This window comes from Diaphorobacter sp. C33 (assembly GCF_030503915.1).
Lineage (GTDB): Bacteria > Pseudomonadota > Gammaproteobacteria > Burkholderiales > Burkholderiaceae_C > Diaphorobacter > Diaphorobacter nitroreducens.
The window spans coordinates 920,861-938,725 of sequence record NZ_CP129980.1; the positions used below are offsets into that span (position 1 = coordinate 920,861).

Genomic DNA, 17,865 nt, shown 5'->3' on the forward strand with positions numbered 1-17,865 from the left:
CGCCTTCGCCGAGTCCTGGCCCCGCGGAAGGATCTGTTTTTTGACTGGCTTGACTGGAGAGAACGCCATGAACCGCAAGACGATGTTGTCCATGCTGGCCTGCGCACTGGGCGCCGCCGCTTTCGCCCCCGCGCATGCGCAGGAAGCGTTTCCCTCCCGGCCCATCACGCTGGTGATTCCGTTTCCCGCGGGCGGCGCCACCGACGTGCTGGGCCGCTTGATCGGCAAGAAGCTGGGCGACAAGCTGGGGCAAAGCGTGGTCATCGACAACCGCGCTGGCGCGGGCACGGTGATCGGCGCGAGCTACGTGGCCAAGGCCGCGCCGGACGGCTACACGCTGCTGCTGAGCTCAGGCACCACCTTCACGGTGAACCCGGCGGTGCGGCCCCGGCTGCCGTATGACCCCGTCAAGAGCTTCGATCCCATCGGCATCACCGGGCGCACGGGGCTGATCCTGCTGGCCAGCAAGAGCGTGCCGGTCAACGATGTGAAGCAGTTCGTCAGCGCCGTGAAGGCCGCGCCCGACAAGTATTCCTACGGCTCCTTCGGCGCGGGCACGACCTCGCAGTTCGCGGGCGAGATGTTCTTTCATGCCGCGGGCCTGAAGATCCAGCACGTGCCCTACAAAGGCAGCGCGCCGGCCATGGTGGACCTGATCGGCGGGCAGATTCCGTTCACCGTGGACACGGTGTCGGCCGCGCTGCCCCAGCTCAAGGAGGGCAAGGTCAAGGCGATTGCCGTCACCACCGAGAAGCGCTCGACCCTGCTGCCCCAGGTACCCTCGCTGGCCGAGAGCGGTTACCCCGGCCTGAACATGGACACCTGGCTGGCCATGGTGGCGCCCGCGGGCCTGCCCGCCGCGGTAAAGACGCGGCTGGAGAAGACGCTGGCCGAGGTGGTGGCCGACCCCGACACGCGCGAGCGCCTGCTCGCGCTGGGGTTTGAGCCCGCATTCGCCTCGTCGGCCGAGCTGGCTGCCCTGATCGAGCGGGAGCTGCCGCTGATGCGTGCCATTGCACAGCGCGCGGGCATCACCGCCGACTGAGGCGCTGCTCATCCACAATGGCCCCTGGACCTTCTTCACGACCATGACTGCTGATCCCACGCTGGTGGAACTGTCCGCCAATGAACTGCGCCACCGCATCGGCACGGGCGAAATCTCGCCCGTCGAGCTGCTGCAAGCCTGCATCGACCGCATCGAGGCGGTGAATCCGTATGTGAACGCCGTCACCGCCACCTGCTACGACCGCGCCCGCGCCGAGGCGCAGGCCGCCGAGCGGGCGGTGCGCGCCGGCGAGCCCCTCGGCCTGCTGCACGGGCTGCCCATGGGCGTGAAGGATCTGGAGGCCACCGCCGGCCTGCTGACCACCTACGGGTCGCCCATCTACCGCGAGAACATCCCCGCGCAGGACAACGTGCTGGTGGCGCGCCTGCGCGCGGCCGGCGCCATCGTCACGGGCAAGACCAATATTCCCGAGATGGGCGCGGGCGCCAATTCGCGCAACGTGGTCTGGGGCGCCACGGGCAACCCGTTCGATCCGCGCCTGAACGCGGGCGGCTCGTCCGGCGGGTCGGCCGCGGCGCTGGCCTGCGACATGTTGCCGGTGTGCACGGGCTCGGACACGGGTGGCTCGCTGCGCATCCCCGCGGCCAAGTGCGGCGTGGTGGGCTTTCGGCCGTCGCCCGGCGTGGTGCCCAGCTCGCGCAAGCTGCTCGGCTGGACGCCGATCTCCGTGGTCGGCCCCATGGGCCGCACGATGGCCGAGGCCTGCCTGCAGCTGGCCGCATCGGCCGGCCTGTCGGCGGGCGACCCGCTCACTTACCCGCTGGACCCCCACAGCTTCCTGCACCTGGAGCCGGCCGACCTGGGCGGCCTGCGCGTGGGCTACACCGAAGACTTCGGCGCCTGCGCGGTGGACGACGGCATCCGCGCGGTGTTCCGCGCCAAGATCGGCGCCATGCGCCACCTGTTCCGCTCCTGCGAGGAAGTCCGGCTGGATCTGGGCGACGTGCACCGCTGCTTCGACGTGCTGCGGGCCGAGAGCTTCGTGGCCGGCATGCGCGAGGCCTACGAGCGCGACCCCGCCAGCCTGGGGCCCAACACGCGCGCCAACTACGAGATGGGTGCGGCCATGTCGCTGCTGGACAGCGCCTGGGCACAGGCCGAGCAGACGCGCATCCTGGCGCGCTTCCAGGAGGCGTTTGCCAACTTCGACGTGATCCTGGCACCCACCACGCCGGTCTCGCCCTTCCCGTGGACCGCGCTGTACGCGAGTCACATCAACGGGGAACCCCAGGCCAACTATTACCGCTGGCTGGCGCTGACCTATGTGACCACGCTGACCACGCACCCCGCGCTCAGCGTGCCCTGCGGGCGCGACACTGCCGGCATGCCGTTCGGCCTGCAGGTGGTGGGGCGCTTTCGCGACGACCATCGCCTGCTGTCCATCGGCCTGGGGCTGGAGCAGGCCTTCGCCGGCATCGATGGCCTGCAGCGCCCGCGGCCCGACCAGGCCCGGCTGGGGCCGGTGCAACCCGCGCTCACCTCCATCGTCACCCACGCGCCGGACCCCGATGACGCACGCGGTGTGCCGCGGCAGGGCGCGCGCGGTGCCGCGGCGCAGGCGTCGGCGGTCTGACAGTGATTGGCGAGGGAACCCATGCAACCCTATGACTTTGTGATCATCGGCGCGGGCATTGCCGGCGCCTCCGCCGGTTGGGAACTGGCCGCGCACCGCCGCGTGCTGCTGCTGGAGCGGGAGGCCCAGCCCGGCTACCACACCACCGGCCGGTCGGCTGCGCTGTACTCGGCCACCTATGGCACGCCCAACATCTGCGCACTCACACGGGCCAGCCGCGCGTTCTACGATGCGCCGCCGCCCGAATTCGGCAGCGCCCCCATCCTCACGCCGCGCGGCGTGGTGTACCTGGCGGGGCCCGACCAGCTCGACCTGCTGGAAGCCGCCTACGCCGAGGCGCTGCCGCGCAACCCGCAGGTGCGCCGCCTGACGCGCGAGGAGCTGCTGGAGCAGGCCCCGTGCCTGCGCCCCGAGGCCGTGGCCGCGGGCATGAGCGAGCCCGGCGCCGCCGACATCGACGTGCATGCGCTGCACCAGGGCTACCTGCGCGGCCTGCGCCAGCGTGGCGGCGAGATCCGCACCCATGCCGAGGTGACGGCCCTGCAGCGGGGCGAGGAGGGCTGGCACATCACCTTGGCCGATGGCGAGGTGCTGCACGCGCGCGCCGTGGTCAATGCCGCAGGCGCCTGGGCCGACGTGGTGGCAGCCCAGGCGGGCGTGCCGCCCATCGGGCTGGAGCCGCGCCGGCGCACGGCCTTCACCTTCCCCGTGCCGGCCGGCATGCAAGCGGCCCACTGGCCGGCTGTCATCGGCATTGCCGAGGACTATTACTTCAAGCCCGACGCGGGGCAGATGCTGGGCTCCCCCGCCAATGCCGACGCCGTGGCGCCGCACGACGTGGTGCCTGAGGAACTGGACGTGGCCCTGGGCATCCACCGCATCGAGCAGGTGACGTGCTTTCAGATCCGCCGCCCCTCGCACACCTGGGCGGGGCTGCGCTCGTTCGTGGCCGATGGCGACCTGGTCATTGGCTGGGACAACCATGTGCCCGGCTTCTTCTGGCTGGCCGCGCAAGGCGGCTATGGCATCCAGAGCGCGGCGGGCGCGGCGCTGCTGACGCGGCAGTTGGCACTGGGCGAGCCGCTGGCCCCCGAGTTGGCGCGCGAGGGTGTGGACGTGGCGGGCCTGTCGCCTGCGCGGCTGCGCTGAGCAAGGCCAGGGCTGAAGCCGGCCTGAGCCGGCGAAAAAAAGCCAGCGCGCCGTGCGCGTCAGGCGTAGGTGTTGAGCTGCGTGCCCAGCGGGCCCTCGGTCGCCAGCGGTGGCTGGGGCAGGGCGGCGAGCAGGGTGGCGGCGGCCGTTTTCTGCGTGTCCAGGGCCTTCTTCAGCACGGTGACCTGGACGGCATCGGCCGTCTCGCGGCTGGCGAGGGCGCTGGCGGTGCTGACGATGGATTGGGTGAGGGCAACGTCCATGGTGATCTCCGGTGTACCTCTTGTTATCGGCCAGTTCACCGCGGACTCAAGGGTGCTTCTATAAACATAGCTGTTGGCGCTTGATGGGTAAGCATTTCAAGCTGTTTTGGTGTTAAAAATCCCTCTTGGCAAGCGCGAACAGCTATTGTTTTTGTATCAGTCCAGCGCGCTGGCGCCGTAGGCCTCGCAGGCGGCGAGGTCGGAATCGCTGGCCTTGGGCAGGCGCGAGGCCGCGTCGCGCAGCGCCGTGCGCAGGCCTTCCTCCAGCACCGGATGGTAGAAGGGCATGCGCAGCAGGTCGTGCACCGTCAGCCGCTGCTCGACGGCCAGCGCCAGCAGGTGGGCCATGTGTTCGCCCGCAGGCGTGCACAGCTCGGCGCCTAGCAGACGGCCGCTGCCGTGCTCGGCGTACACGTTCAGGCGCCCGTGGTTGCACTGCGCCACGCGCGCGCGGCCCTGGCGTGCAAAGTCTACCGTGCCCCCCACCCATTGCCCCTCGGGCAGATCGGCATGGCGCTGCCCCACCACGGCGGCATGGGGCTGGCTGAAGGTGATGGCCAGCGGCGTGCGCCGGGCGAAGCCGCGCGGCGTGGGCGCCAGGGCGTTCAACCCCGCAATGTGGCCCTCGTCCGCGGCCTCATGCAGCAGAGGGCGGTCGCCATCGGCATCGCCCGCGATGAAGACGGGCAGATCGCCCACCTGCAGGGTGCACGGATCGATGGGCGGGCGGCCCTTGTCGTCCAGCGCCACGCCCAGCGTGTCCAGCCCCAGGTGCTCCAGATTCGGGCGCCGGCCCATGGCGGCCACCACCTGGTCCACCACCACGGTCGCGCTGCCGTTGGTGACCTGTATGCCGCCGGCCACCTCGCGCAGCTCGGCCTTGTCGCCCACGTTGACGATGAATTCGTCCTTCAGCCGCGCCAGCAGCGCGTCGTTGATGGCGGGGTCGCTCAGGCCGGCCACGCTCTTGCCCGTCGCGAAGGCCATCACCTCCACCCCCAGCCGCGCGAGCGCCTGCGCGATTTCCACCCCCAGCGGCCCCAGCCCGATGACGGCCACGCGCGGGCCGAGCGTGGGCTGCTCGAACAGCGTGTCGGTGGTCAGGATGCGGTCACCAAAAGCCAGCCAGTCCTCCGGCACGATGGGGCGCGAGCCCGTGGCGATGATGATGCGCTGCGCGGTGTGCACCTGGCCGTTCACTTCCACGCGCTGCGCGTCCAGCAGCCGGGCGTGGCCGCTGATGGCGCGCTCGCCCGCGTCGGTGGCGGCCAGCGTGCCGGCCACGAAGTCATCGCGCAGCGCGCGCACGCGGCGCAGCACGGCGGGCAGGTCCACCCGCAGCGCATCCGCGCCCTCGATGCCGAAGGTGTGCAGCGCGCGCCGCGCATGGTAGGCGTTGGCGGCCTCGATGAGCATCTTGGACGGCATGCACCCCACGCGCGCGCAGGTGGTGCCCCAGGGGCCGTCGTTCACGATGCGCCAGTGGTCGGTGCGCTTGCGCACCTCGCGCAGCGCCGCCAGTCCGGCGGACCCGGCGCCCAGGATGATCACGTCCAGCGGCTGGCTCATGGAGGGGGTTCCTTGTCAATGCGGCCCGCCAGTGTCGCCGCGCGCGCCAGCGCGGCATGTAGGCGCGCAGGCATTGTTGGGCTTGCTCGGGCGCGGCCCCGGTCCCGGCCTTCAATCCGTGGATTCGCCCCAGGCCACGCGGCCCTGACCTGCTTCGTTCACCTGGTGGACGAAGGCCTCGGCCTCGGCCTCGGGCAGGCGCAGTTGCAGCGTGACCAGCGTGGCATGCTGCACCTGCAGCAACTGCGCGCCAGCACCCTCGATCATGCGGCGCAGCAGTCCTTCCAGGGCGTAGGGCACGCTGCATTCCAGGGTGCGCATGCGCTGAAGCGGCACCTTGTCGGCCTGCAGCAGCGCCTGGGCCACGGTATCGGTATAGGCGCGCACCAGGCCACCCGCGCCCAGCTTCACCCCGCCGAAATAGCGCACCACGGTGGCCAGCACGCCCTCCAGGTCCTGGTGGCGCAGCACATCCAGCATGGGCCGCCCGGCGGTGCCGCTGGGCTCGCCGTCGTCCACTGCGGCGGACTGGCCGCCCGCCAGCAGCGCCCAGCACACATGGGCCGCGCCCGGGTGTTCGCGCCACAGCGCATCCACCACGGCCTGCGCGCTCGCGCGGTCGGCCATGGGCTGCACGCAGCCGATGAAGCGGCTTTTCTTGATGATGAGTTCGCTGTGAACGGGGGCGCTGAGGGTGTAGGGCATGGGGGCGGCCGAGCTTACCCCATGGGCCGACGGCGGCAAGGGCCATGCGGGGGCGGTTAGGCGCAAAGGGGGCATGGCTTCTAAAATGCCCGGCCCCCACCTGTAGGCCCGCCCATGAACGCCCCGATCGATGTCTCCTTCTTCCCGCGCAACGCCAAGCCGTTGACCAGCTACCGCCCGTATTGGGCCAAGCGCTTTGGCGTGGCGCCGTACCTGCCCATGAGCCGTGCCGAGATGGAGCAGTTGGGCTGGGACAGCTGCGACGTGGTGCTGGTGACGGGCGACGCCTATGTGGACCACCCGAGCTTCGGCATGGCGGTGATCGGGCGGGTGCTGGAGGCGCAGGGCTTTCGCGTGGGGATCATCGCGCAGCCGGACTGGCAGAGCGCCGACGCGTTCAAGGTGCTGGGCAAGCCCAACCTGTTTTGGGGCGTGACCGCGGGCAACATGGATTCGATGATCAACCGCTACACGGCGGACCGCAAGATCCGCAGCGACGACGCCTACACGCCGGGCGACGTGGGTGGCAAGCGGCCCGACCGCGCCGCAGTGGTCTACAGCCAGCGCTGCCGCGAGGCGTACAAGGACGTGCCCATCGTGCTGGGCGGCATCGAAGGCAGCCTGCGCCGCATCGCCCACTATGACTACTGGAGCGACAAGGTGCGCCGCTCCATCGTGGTGGACAGCAAGTGCGACATCCTGCTGTTCGGCAACGCCGAGCGTGCCCTGGTCGAGGTGGCCCACCGCATTGCGCGGCGCGACCCGGTGGAGACCATCACCGACGTGCGCGGCACGGCCTTCGTGCGGCGCGCGTCCGAGCCCGGATGGTTCGAGATCGACTCCACCGAGGTGGACGAGCCCGGCCGCGTGGATGAGCTGATCAATCCCTACATGACCACCAGCGAGCAGGCCGCAGCCCAGGGCCAGGCGTGTTCGCAGGAAGATGCTGCAAATTCAATAGCTGCCAGCGCTGATCCACAAAGCGCTGCAGGCCAAAAACCCTTGCAGACCGTGCAGATCGTGCCCAACCCGGCGCTGCCCTCCAAGGGGCGCAGCGGTCGGGCGCTGCCGCCGCGCGAGCGCACCGTGATCCGCCTGCCCAGCTACGAGCAGGTGAAGGCCGACCCGGTGCTCTACGCCCACGCCAACCGCGTGCTGCACCTGGAGACCAACCCCGGCAACGCCCGCGCGCTGGTGCAGGCGCACGGCGAGGGCGCAACGGCGCGCGACGTGTGGCTGAACCCGCCGCCCGTCCCGCTCACCACGGCCGAGATGGACTGGGTGTTCGGCCTGCCGTATGCGCGCAACCCGCACCCGCAGTACCTGGACGCGCAGGGCAGCTACGAGGGGCCCACCAAGATCCCGGCATGGGAGATGATCCGCGCGTCGATCAACATCATGCGCGGCTGCTTTGGCGGCTGCACCTTCTGCTCCATCACCGAGCACGAGGGACGCATCATCCAGAGCCGCTCGGAGGATTCCATCATTGCCGAGGTGGAGGACATCCGGGACAAGGTCAAGGGCTTCACCGGCACCATCTCCGACCTGGGCGGCCCCACGGCCAACATGTACCGCCTGGGCTGCAAGAGCCCAGAGATCGAGGCCGCCTGCCGCAAGCCGAGCTGCGTGTTTCCCGGCATCTGCCAGAACCTGCACACGGACCATGCGCCGCTGGTCAATATCTACCGCCGCGCGCGCAAGCTGCCGGGCATCAAGAAGATCCTCATCGGCTCCGGCCTGCGCTACGACCTGGCGGTGAAGTCCCCCGAATACGTGAAGGAGCTGGTACAGCACCACGTGGGCGGGTACCTCAAGATCGCGCCCGAGCACACCGAGGCGGGGCCGCTGTCCAAGATGATGAAGCCAGGCATCGGCAACTATGACCGCTTCAAGCAGATGTTCGAGCAGTACACCGAAGAGGCGGGCAAGAAACAGTTCCTGATCCCGTACTTCATCGCCGCCCACCCCGGCACCACCGACGAGGACATGCTGAACCTGGCCATCTGGCTCAAGAAGAACGGCTTTCGCGCCGACCAGGTGCAGGCCTTCTACCCCAGCCCCATGGCCAGCGCCACGGCCATGTACCACTCGGGCCGCAACCCGCTCACGCGCGTGCGCCGGCAGATGCGCGACGTGGCCGAGGAACAGGTGGACGTGGTGCGTGGCGAAAAGCGCCGCCGCCTGCACAAGGCCTTCCTGCGCTACCACGACCCCAACAACTGGCCACTGCTGCGCGAGGCGCTGAAAAGCATGGGCCGGGCCGACCTGATCGGTAACGGCAAGCACCACCTGATCCCCACCTTCCAGCCGCTGGTTGACGGCAGCTACCAGAGCGCCCGCAAGAAGAACAGCACCGGGCCCAAGGGTGGCGGGGCGGGCGTGGGCTACACCATCAACAAGGACGGCAAGGCCGTGGCGCTGCGCCGCCGCCCGCAAGAGCTGGAGGAGCCGCAGGGCGACGTGCGTTTTCGTAGCAGCGCGCCGCAGCCGGGCCGCATGCTCACGCAGAACACTGGCCTGCCGCCGCGTGCGGGCACCGGTGCCCGCACTGGCAGCCGTGGCAATGCCGGCGGCAACGCTGCGAGCGCGGCGGGGAGTCGCCAGGGCGGGGCCGGCACCCCGGCGTCGGGCAAGGGTACGGGCCGGCGGCGCTGACGGGGCGGCACCCGGCCGTCAGCGCGCGGGACCGGCGGGAGCGGGCACCAGCTCCTCAATGACCAGGCGGCGGTAGTAGAACGCCGCCAGCGGGCCCAGCGGCTGCAGCAGGTCGCGCAGCGTCTCCGGAGCGTCGGAATCCGTGGCACGCAGCAACAGGCCGTGGGCGCCGTCGCTGGCCAGTTGCGCGATGCGGCGCACGATCACGCCCTCCGCACCGACCGAGGGCAGAGGTGCATCGGCATTGCCCAGCGTGCGCACCACATGTTCCAGGATCATCGGCGGCGTGGCGTGCGCCACGTCATCGCGACCCTGGGCCTGCAGCGCCTGGCCTGCGGAGCGCGCCGCCTCCTCGTTCGCAAACAGCGCGAACACATGGCCCGTGGGGTAGAAAGTCCCGGTCGCCGTGGTCATGCTCGGGTCGAGGGCGAAAGGCTTCATGGCGTCGTTCTCCAATGCGGAAAAAACTGGACCCATTGGAGGCGCAGCAGCATCGCCTGGCTGTCGGGCGATGGAAGGCCGCGCTGTCGGACGTGGCCGCAAGGCATGCCGCAGATCCCGATAAAAACCGGCCCCGCCGCAATGCTGGAAAACGCTAGCAGCTATAAAAAAGAAAGCACTTCGCGAAGCGTCTGCGGCCGCAGCGTCCACACCGCCAGTGCGGTGCAGTTCAACGCCACAGTGCCCCAATACACCGTGCGGAAGTCCTGTTTGCGCGATTTATGGCGCAGCCACTGCTGGGCCCACCATGCGGCAGGCCAGCCGCCCAGCAGGGCGAGCAGGTGCAGGTGGCTCTCCCGGGTGCGCCACGTGCCACGTTGGGCGGCGCTCTTGTCCAGCGCGTAGGTGAAGAAGGTCAGGAGGTTCAGGGCCGCCGCCGCGCCCAGCCACCACAGCGGGAACCGCTGCGCCCAGGCGCCCCAGCCCCACAGGCCCAGCCAGAACAGCATCAGCGCCAGGGCGATGCCCGCGCCTGCGGGTGCCTGCGGCGCGGAGCGCGGGCGCGTGTGCCTGGCGGTGGCCGGCGTGGGCCGCGCGGTGGGTCGCGTGGATGGCGGGGCGGATGCTGCGCGGGCCGGAGACCGGTGGGCGGAAGGGGAGCCGCTCGGTTGGCTGCGTGGACGCACATCCATCGCGCGCGGTCCCTTGCCGCCCACGTGGATCTCTTCATACTCCACCGGCATCCCGTGGGCGGGCGGCGCCGTGCCCCGGAAGTCCCGTACATGAAAGAACACCTGGGTGCTGGCAGCGCCCTGGATGAAGCCAAAGCCTTTGTCCGCGTTCCATTGCCGGACGACGCCGTGTGTGCGCATGTTCAAACATCCTCCGCACTGGACGGCGGAAGTGTGGCCATGGGCTGGCCATCAGGGGGCAGGGGGGTGGCCTGTGGTCCAGGACATGCGCGGGCACTGAGCCGGCGGCATGCCAGCGGGGCAGGGGGATCGAGCGCGAGAGGCATGGGCGGAAAGCGGAGGCGGTGAACGGAGGGCCGCGGCTGGAACTTCGGCGCCCGTGCGCGCTCCGATCCCGGCTGTCCGGCAGAAAATCATATCGTGCCCTCTCACGCCTTCCTCTTGCCGCAGCGCCGTCGCACCATGGCCGCGCTGGCGGGCCTCGCCACCCTTCCCGGAGTCTTCATGAGCCCCCTGTCCGAAGCCGCCCCGTTGCTGGAGGCGCTGCGCCCCTCGCCGCGCATGCCGGTGCTGTTCGTGGGCCATGGCAGCCCCATGAACGCCATCGAAGACAACGCCTGGCGCCGCACCTGGCAGGACATGGGGGCGGAACTGCTGGCGCGCGGGCAGCGGCCGCAGCTCATCCTGTGCGTGTCGGCCCATTGGCTCACGCGCGGCGGCTGGCAGCTGACGGGCATGGCCGCGCCCCGCACCATCCACGACTTTGGCGGTTTCCCGCGCGAGCTGTTCGAGCAGCAGTACCCGGCGCCGGGCGCACCGCAGGTGGCGCGCAGCCTAGCGCAGGAGCTGCGCTCACCCGCGACGGCGCGCGCCCTGGAGGTGGACGCGGGGGAGTGGGGCCTGGACCACGGCACATGGTCGGTGCTCAAGCCCATGTTCCCGGCAGCGGACATTCCGGTGCTGCAGCTCAGCATGGACTACGCGCGCCCGGCGGCCGAGCATTACGCGCTGGGCCAGCAGCTGCGCGCGCTGCGCGAGCGTGGGGTGCTCATCGTGGGCAGCGGTAATGTGGTGCACAACCTGCGCGCCGCGCGGCGCGGCACAGGTATCAATGCAGCCTACGAGTGGGCGAACGAATTCGACGTCAAGGTGCAGGAACTGGTGAAGGCGGGCGGCCTGGACGCGCTGGTGGCCTTCCAGCAGTGGGGCCCGATGGCGCCGCTGGCGCATCCCACGCATGAGCATTACCTGCCACTGCTGTATGCCGCAGGCGCCGCGCTGCCCACGGAGATGCCGCGCTTTTTCAACACGGGTTTTCAGTCGGCCTCGATCTCCATGCGCTCCATGCTTTGGGGCTGAACTACCTAAATTGATAGCTGCTAGCGCTTGCTGGATGGGTGTTTGAGCCCGAAAACACATGAAAAAACCGCCCGAAGGCGGTTGCTTTTTTGGGGCATCGCTGCGGCTCAGATCACCTTGGCGATGGCCTGGCAGACGTAGTCGATGTTCTTGCTGTTGAGCGCGGCCACGCACATGCGGCCGGTGTCGGTGCCGTACACGCCGAACTCATTGCGCAGGCGCACCATCTGGTCTTTGGACAGGCCCGAGTAGCTGAACATGCCGATCTGCGTGGTGATGAAGCCCATGTCCTGCTTCACACCGGCGGCCTTCAGGCCGTCCACCAGCTTCTGGCGCATTTCCTTGATGCGCACGCGCATCTCGCCCAGTTCCTTTTCCCACAGGGCACGCAGCTCGGGGTTGTTCAGTACCGCCGCCACCACGGCGCCGCCGTGCGTGGGCGGGTTGCTGTAGTTGGTGCGGATCACGATCTTGAGCTGCGAGAGCACGCGCGCGGCCTCGTCCTTGTCGTTGGCCACTACGGACAGCGCGCCCACGCGCTCGCCGTACAGGCTGAAGCTCTTGGAGAACGAGGTGGACACAAAAATGTTCAGGCCGGCCGCGACGAACTTGCCGATCACGGCGCCGTCCTCGGCAATACCGTGGCCGAAGCCCTGGTAGGCCATGTCGAGGAAGGCCACCAGGCCCTTGGCCTTCACGGCGGCGATCACCTGCTCCCACTGCGCGGCGGTGATGTCGTAGCCCGTGGGGTTGTGGCAGCAGGCATGCAGCACCACGATGGTGCCGGGCGCGGCGGCGTTCAGGTCGGCCAGCATGCCGTCGAAGTCCACCTTGCGGTTGGCGGCGTCGTAGTAGCGGTAGCTGCCCACCTCGAAGCCGGCATTGGTGAAGATGGCGCGGTGGTTTTCCCAGCTCGGGTCGGAGATCAGCACCTTCGCGTTCGGGCTGATCTTCTTGAGGAAGTCTGCGCCGATCTTCAGGCCGCCCGTGCCGCCAATGGCCTGCACCGTGGCCACGCGGCCGGCCTTGACGACGTCGGACTCCGCGCCGAACACCAGGGCCTTGACCGCGTTGTCATAGGCGGCGATGCCGTCGATGGGCAGATAGCCGCGCGCAGCGGGCTTGTCCATCATGGCCTTTTCGGCCGCCTGCACGCACTGCAGCAGGGGTAGCTTGCCGTTGTCGTCGAAGTACACGCCCACGCCCAGGTTGACCTTGGCTGGATTGGGGTCGGCGGCGTATTGTTCGTTGAGACCCAGGATCGGGTCGCGGGGAGCCATTTCGACGGCGGTGAACAGAGACATGAAAAGTCCTTGAGGGGATGGAAATCTGACGACGGGACCTCACCTACGGTAGGCTTTCGGTCCACTCTTGATTTTAACGGCCGCCCCCGCGCGCCGTTTACCTCCGCCATGCATGAAGTCACCTCTGAGCCGGCCGCTGGCGCGGCGGACGGGCAGTTCGTCCAGTTTCCAGGTTCGCCCTTTTCGTTGTACCAGCCATACCCGCCCGCCGGTGATCAGCCCGAGGCCATCGCCAAGCTGGTGGAGGGCGTGCAGGACGGCGAGGTGTTCCAGACCCTGCTGGGGGTGACGGGCTCGGGCAAGACCTTCACCATGGCGAACGTGATCGCCCGCCTGGGACGGCCGGCCATCATCTTCGCGCCCAACAAGACGCTGGCCGCACAGTTGTACAGCGAGTTCCGCGAGTTCTTCCCCAAGAACGCCGTGGAGTACTTCGTGAGCTACTACGACTACTACCAGCCCGAGGCCTACGTGCCTCAGCGCGACCTGTTCATCGAGAAGGACAGCGCCATCAACGAGCACATCGAGCAGATGCGCCTGTCGTGCACCAAAAGCTTGCTGGAGCGGCGCGATGTGGTCATCGTGGCCACCGTGTCGGCCATCTACGGCATTGGTGAGCCCGAGAGCTACCACCGCATGATCATGACGCTGCGCGTGGGCGACCAGCTGAGCCAGCGTGACGCGATCGCGCAGCTGATCCGCATGCAGTACCAGCGCAACGAGCAGGACTTCAGCCGGGGCAAGTTCCGCGTGCGTGGCGACACCATCGATGTGTTCCCTGCCGAGCATTCCGAGCTGGCGGTGCGCATCGAACTGTTCGACGACGAGGTGGAAAGCCTGCAGCTGTTCGACCCGCTCACGGGGCGTATCCAGCAAAAAATTCCGCGCTTCACGGTGTACCCCAGCAGTCATTACGTGACGCCGCGCGACAAGGTGCTGGCGGCCGTGGAGACCATCAAGCAGGAACTGGACGAGCGGCTCAAGTTCTTCGTGGCCGAGGGCAAGTTGGTGGAGGCGCAACGGCTGGAGCAGCGCACGCGCTTCGACCTGGAAATGCTCAGCGAAGTGGGGCACTGCAAGGGCATCGAGAACTACACGCGTCACCTGTCGGGTTCTGCGCCTGGCGAGCCGCCGAGCACGCTGACCGACTACCTCCCGCCCGATGCGCTGATGTTCCTGGATGAGAGCCACCAGATGATCGGGCAACTCAACGCCATGTACAACGGCGACCGCGCGCGCAAGACCACGCTGGTCGAGTACGGCTTTCGCCTGCCGTCGGCATTGGACAACCGGCCGCTCAAGTTCGAGGAATTCGAGCAGCGCATGCGGCAGGTGGTGTTTGTTTCTGCCACTCCGGCTGATTATGAGAAGGAGCACTCGGGCCAGGTGGTGGACCAGGTGGTACGGCCCACCGGCTTGGTGGACCCGGAGGTGGAGGTGCGTCCCGCTACCCATCAGGTGGATGACGTGCTGCAGGAAATACGCAATTGCACGCAAAAGAATCAACGCGTACTCATTACGACGCTGACGAAGCGCATGGCGGAGCAACTGACCGATTACCTGAACGACAACGGGGTCAAGGTGCGCTATCTGCACTCCGATATCGACACCGTGGAGCGCGTGGAAATCATTCGCGACCTGCGCCTGGGAGCCTTCGATGTCCTGGTGGGAATCAACCTGCTGCGTGAGGGGCTGGACATTCCTGAGGTCTCCCTGGTGGCCATCCTGGATGCCGACAAGGAGGGTTTCCTGCGCGCCGAACGCAGCCTGATCCAGACCATCGGCCGGGCGGCGCGCAACCTGCACGGCAAGGCCATTCTGTATGCCGACCGGATCACCGACTCAATGCGCAAGGCGATCAGCGAAACGGAACGCCGCCGCGCCAAACAGATCGCATACAACGAGGCCCGGGGTATTACGCCGCGCAGCATCGTCAAGCAGGTGCGAGACCTGATTGACGGCGTTTATAGCGAGAAGGCAGGCCAGGAAGCCCAGCGACTCCGCGAAGATGCGGCGCGGCAGGCCGAATTGGAGGAGATGTCCGAAAAGGACATTGCCCGCGAAATCAAGCGGCTGGAAAAGCTCATGCTGGAACACGCCCGCAACCTGGAGTTTGAGCAGGCTGCTCGGGTGCGCGATCAATTGACCCGTCTCAAGGACCGGGTGTTTGGAGCGCATGGCGGCGATCAAATCCCTGCCGCATGACCAGGCTTTGCGACCCTGCAGGAGAAAACGCGACTGTTTAGTCTAGTTACCCGACAAAATTAATAGGGATTTGTGCTATACTTGTCTCAAATACTCAAGAAAGAGCCCCACAACAAACAAGGGCCTTGGAGGCTGCAGCCGTAGCGCTTCAGGGAAAGGGTGGAGACGGTGCCCGGTTGGCTATACGCATGCCGCGGCGTTTCTATAACGATCAAGCCTAGACAAGGAGCTTGCGATGCGTCTCACAACCAAAGGCCGTTTTGCGGTCACCGCCATGATCGATCTGGCCCTACGCCAGAACAACGGGCCCGTCACCTTGGCGGCCATCAGCCAGCGCCAACAGATTTCGCTGTCCTATCTGGAACAATTGTTCGGAAAGCTGCGCCGCCACGAACTGGTGGAATCCACGCGCGGCCCTGGCGGCGGTTATACGCTCGCCCGCAAGGCGGGCGATATTACCGTGGCAGACATCATCGTTTCCGTGGACGAGCCCATTGATGCCACGCAGTGCGGTGGCAAGGAAAACTGCCTGGGCGAGGCGGGCCGTTGCATGACGCACGAGCTGTGGGCCTCTCTGAACCAGCGCATGGTGGAATTCCTGGATTCCGTCACGTTGCAGAAACTGGTGGACGACCAGCTCGCCAAGGGCGTGCAAATCGAAGACAAGCCGGTCACGCGCCGCGCGATCTCCACCACGCCGGTGGTCAAGCCGATCCGTGTGAATGCACCCAATTCGGTGTTTGCCCTCGGCAACGCGTTCGCCAAATCTTGAGCTGCAGGCTGACCTGCGCCGGCCACGGGCTGCGCGCGGGGCGGGCTCGCCACGTCGATCCTATTGCTTTCTGATGCCAGCCAGAACTTTTCACTGAGCCAGCCATGGACATGACTCCGCATTTCCCTATCTATCTTGACTACGGCGCCACGACCCCCGTGGACGGCCGGGTCGTCGACGCGATGATTCCCTGGTTGCGCGAACACTTCGGCAACCCGGCGTCGCGCAGCCACGCCTGGGGCTGGGAGGCCGAAGAGGCCGTGGAGCAAGCCCGCGGCCATGTGGCCGATCTGATCGGCGCCGACCCGCGCGAGATCGTGTGGACCTCGGGCGCCACTGAATCCAACAACCTCGCCATCAAGGGCGCTGCCCATTTCTACCAAGGCAAGGGCAAGCATCTCATCACCGTGAAGACGGAGCACAAGGCCGTCCTTGACGTGATGCGTGAACTGGAGCGCCAAGGCTTCGAAGTGACCTACCTCGATGTGCAGGAGAACGGCCTGCTCGACATCGAGAAGTTCAAGGCCGCCATCCGCCCTGACACGATCCTGGCCAGTGTCATGTTCGTGAACAACGAAATCGGCGTGATCCAGGACATTCCCCAGCTGGGTGCGCTTTGCCGCGAGAAGGGCATCATTTTTCATGTGGATGCCGCGCAGGCCACCGGCAAGGTCGAAATCGACCTGAACCAATTGCCCGTGGATTTGATGAGCCTGGCTTCGCACAAGACTTACGGACCCAAGGGCATCGGAGCCCTCTACGTGCGCCGCAAGCCGCGCGTGCGCCTGGAAGCGCAGATGCATGGTGGCGGGCACGAGCGTGGCATGCGTTCGGGCACGTTGCCCACCCACCAGATTGTGGGCATGGGCGAGGCTTTCCGCCTGGCCAAGCTGGAAATGGCCCAGGATTTGGGCAAGGTCCAAGCGCTGCAAAAGCGTCTGCTGGACGGTCTGAAGGATGTGGAGCAGGTCTTTATCAACGGCGACCTGGAGCGGCGCGTACCCCACAACCTGAACATGAGCTTCAACTTCGTGGAAGGCGAATCCCTGATCATGGGCATCAAGGGACTGGCAGTGTCTTCCGGGTCGGCTTGCACTTCGGCGAGCCTGGAACCCAGCTATGTGCTGCGCGCCCTGGGTCGCAGCGATGAGCTGGCCCACAGCAGCCTGCGCATGACCATTGGCCGTTTCACGACGGAAGAGGAAATTGACTACGCGATCAGCACCATCCGGCACAACGTCGCCAAGTTGCGTGAGTTGAGCCCCCTCTGGGAGATGTACCAGGATGGGGTGGACCTGAGCACCATCCAATGGGCGGCTCACTGACCACACGCGGAACGACGGAATACAGGAGAAACACACCATGGCTTACTCGGACAAAGTGATTGACCATTACGAGAACCCCCGCAATGTGGGTTCCTTCGACAAGGGTGACGACTCGGTGGGCACCGGCATGGTCGGTGCGCCGGCTTGCGGCGACGTGATGAAGCTGCAGATCAAGGTGAACCCCGATACGGGCGTGATTGAGGATGCGCGCTTCAAGACCTACGGCTGCGGCTCCGCCATTGCGTCCTCGTCGCTGGTGACGGAATGGGTCAAGGGCAAGACGCTGGATGAGGCTGCCTCGCTCAAGAACAGCCAGATCGCCGAAGAGCTGGCGCTGCCGCCGGTGAAGATCCACTGCTCCATCCTGGCGGAAGACGCCATCAAGGCCGCCGTCAACGATTACAAGGCCAAGCACGGAGCGGCTGTCGAGGCCGCCTGAAGACCATGGCGATCACGCTGACCGAAGCTGCCGCGCGCCATGTGACGCGCTACCTCGCCCGGCGGGGAAAGGGCGTGGGCGTGCGCCTGGGTGTTAAGACCACCGGATGCTCAGGCCTGGCTTACAAGCTTGAATATGTCGATGAGCAGGCACCCGAAGACGTTGTGTTTGAAAATCACGGCGTCAAGGTGCTGATCGATCCCAAGAGCCTTGCTTATATCGACGGGACCGAGTTGGATTTTGTGCGCGAAGGCCTCAATGAAGGCTTTCGCTTCAATAACCCGAACGAGCGCGACCGCTGTGGTTGTGGAGAGAGCTTCCGCGTGTGAGCACGCCGTAGGCCGCTTA

The 17,865-nt window shown here is 67.2% G+C and carries 16 protein-coding genes; 10 read left to right on the top strand and 6 right to left on the bottom strand.

Annotated features, from left to right (window positions below):
* Positions 1–67 precede the first annotated feature (67 nt).
* From QY917_RS04390 to QY917_RS04400, 3 genes are read left to right on the top strand one after another with little or no spacing between them, the layout of a single operon-like run.
* Positions 68–1,045 carry a tripartite tricarboxylate transporter substrate binding protein gene (locus QY917_RS04390; protein ID WP_011805457.1) on the top strand — a complete coding sequence of 326 codons (978 nt, stop codon included), beginning with the start codon at positions 68–70 and terminating at the stop codon, positions 1,043–1,045.
* A gap of 43 nt (positions 1,046–1,088) precedes the next feature.
* The gene (locus QY917_RS04395) at positions 1,089–2,639 is read left to right on the top strand and encodes an amidase (RefSeq protein WP_123676331.1); all 1,551 of its coding nucleotides are present in this window, start codon (positions 1,089–1,091) and stop codon (positions 2,637–2,639) included.
* Between the two features lie 21 nt (positions 2,640–2,660).
* Positions 2,661–3,788, top strand: coding sequence for an FAD-binding oxidoreductase (locus QY917_RS04400; RefSeq protein ID WP_103738694.1), 1,128 nt, complete (start codon positions 2,661–2,663; stop codon positions 3,786–3,788).
* Positions 3,789–3,847: 59 nt separating this feature from the next.
* Here the strand turns inward: QY917_RS04400 and QY917_RS04405 are convergent, their stop codons facing one another.
* The 3 genes from QY917_RS04405 to QY917_RS04415 all read right to left on the bottom strand — a co-directional run bounded on the left by QY917_RS04405 (position 3,848) and on the right by QY917_RS04415 (position 6,325).
* Complete coding sequence (locus QY917_RS04405; RefSeq protein ID WP_123676330.1) at positions 3,848–4,051, bottom strand: YjfB family protein; 204 nt, start codon at positions 4,049–4,051, stop codon at positions 3,848–3,850.
* Between the two features lie 156 nt (positions 4,052–4,207).
* Entirely contained in the window at positions 4,208–5,620 is a 1,413-nt protein-coding gene (locus tag QY917_RS04410; protein WP_123676329.1) for a dihydrolipoyl dehydrogenase, read from the bottom strand.
* A gap of 111 nt (positions 5,621–5,731) precedes the next feature.
* Positions 5,732–6,325 carry a YigZ family protein gene (locus QY917_RS04415; protein WP_123676328.1) on the bottom strand — a complete coding sequence of 198 codons (594 nt, stop codon included), beginning with the start codon at positions 6,323–6,325 and terminating at the stop codon, positions 5,732–5,734.
* A gap of 114 nt (positions 6,326–6,439) precedes the next feature.
* Here QY917_RS04415 and QY917_RS04420 point away from each other — a divergent pair, with 114 nt between their 5' ends.
* Positions 6,440–8,980: a YgiQ family radical SAM protein gene (locus QY917_RS04420; protein WP_123676327.1), complete on the top strand. Its 2,541-nt coding sequence runs from the start codon at positions 6,440–6,442 to the stop codon at positions 8,978–8,980.
* A gap of 18 nt (positions 8,981–8,998) precedes the next feature.
* On the opposite strand, the gene QY917_RS04425 is transcribed toward QY917_RS04420, so the two are convergent.
* Together QY917_RS04425 and QY917_RS04430 are read right to left on the bottom strand one after the other, a co-directional pair.
* Positions 8,999–9,421: a hypothetical protein gene (locus QY917_RS04425; RefSeq protein ID WP_123676446.1), complete on the bottom strand. Its 423-nt coding sequence runs from the start codon at positions 9,419–9,421 to the stop codon at positions 8,999–9,001.
* A gap of 161 nt (positions 9,422–9,582) precedes the next feature.
* Complete coding sequence (locus QY917_RS04430; protein ID WP_123676326.1) at positions 9,583–10,293, bottom strand: cold shock and DUF1294 domain-containing protein; 711 nt, start codon at positions 10,291–10,293, stop codon at positions 9,583–9,585.
* Between the two features lie 324 nt (positions 10,294–10,617).
* Here QY917_RS04430 and ygiD point away from each other — a divergent pair, with 324 nt between their 5' ends.
* A complete protein-coding gene (gene ygiD, locus QY917_RS04435; RefSeq protein WP_302079265.1) occupies positions 10,618–11,472 on the top strand; it encodes a 4,5-DOPA dioxygenase extradiol in 855 nt (284 codons plus the stop codon).
* 107 nt (positions 11,473–11,579) lie between these two features.
* Here ygiD and QY917_RS04440 read toward each other — a convergent pair whose 3' ends face one another.
* Entirely contained in the window at positions 11,580–12,776 is a 1,197-nt protein-coding gene (locus tag QY917_RS04440; RefSeq protein WP_123676324.1) for an amino acid aminotransferase, read from the bottom strand.
* A gap of 108 nt (positions 12,777–12,884) precedes the next feature.
* On the opposite strand from QY917_RS04440, the gene uvrB reads away from it, so the two are divergent.
* From uvrB to iscA, 5 genes are all read left to right on the top strand, one after another.
* Complete coding sequence (uvrB, locus tag QY917_RS04445; protein ID WP_123676323.1) at positions 12,885–14,981, top strand: excinuclease ABC subunit UvrB; 2,097 nt, start codon at positions 12,885–12,887, stop codon at positions 14,979–14,981.
* A gap of 235 nt (positions 14,982–15,216) precedes the next feature.
* Complete coding sequence (gene iscR / locus QY917_RS04450; RefSeq protein WP_011805376.1) at positions 15,217–15,753, top strand: Fe-S cluster assembly transcriptional regulator IscR; 537 nt, start codon at positions 15,217–15,219, stop codon at positions 15,751–15,753.
* A 104-nt stretch (positions 15,754–15,857) separates the two neighbouring features.
* Positions 15,858–17,078, top strand: coding sequence for an IscS subfamily cysteine desulfurase (locus QY917_RS04455; protein ID WP_015913190.1), 1,221 nt, complete (start codon positions 15,858–15,860; stop codon positions 17,076–17,078).
* 37 nt (positions 17,079–17,115) lie between these two features.
* A complete protein-coding gene (gene iscU / locus QY917_RS04460) occupies positions 17,116–17,517 on the top strand; it encodes a Fe-S cluster assembly scaffold IscU (protein ID WP_011805374.1) in 402 nt (133 codons plus the stop codon).
* Positions 17,518–17,522: 5 nt separating this feature from the next.
* The gene (gene iscA, locus QY917_RS04465) at positions 17,523–17,846 is read left to right on the top strand and encodes an iron-sulfur cluster assembly protein IscA (protein WP_011805373.1); all 324 of its coding nucleotides are present in this window, start codon (positions 17,523–17,525) and stop codon (positions 17,844–17,846) included.
* Positions 17,847–17,865 lie beyond the last annotated feature (19 nt).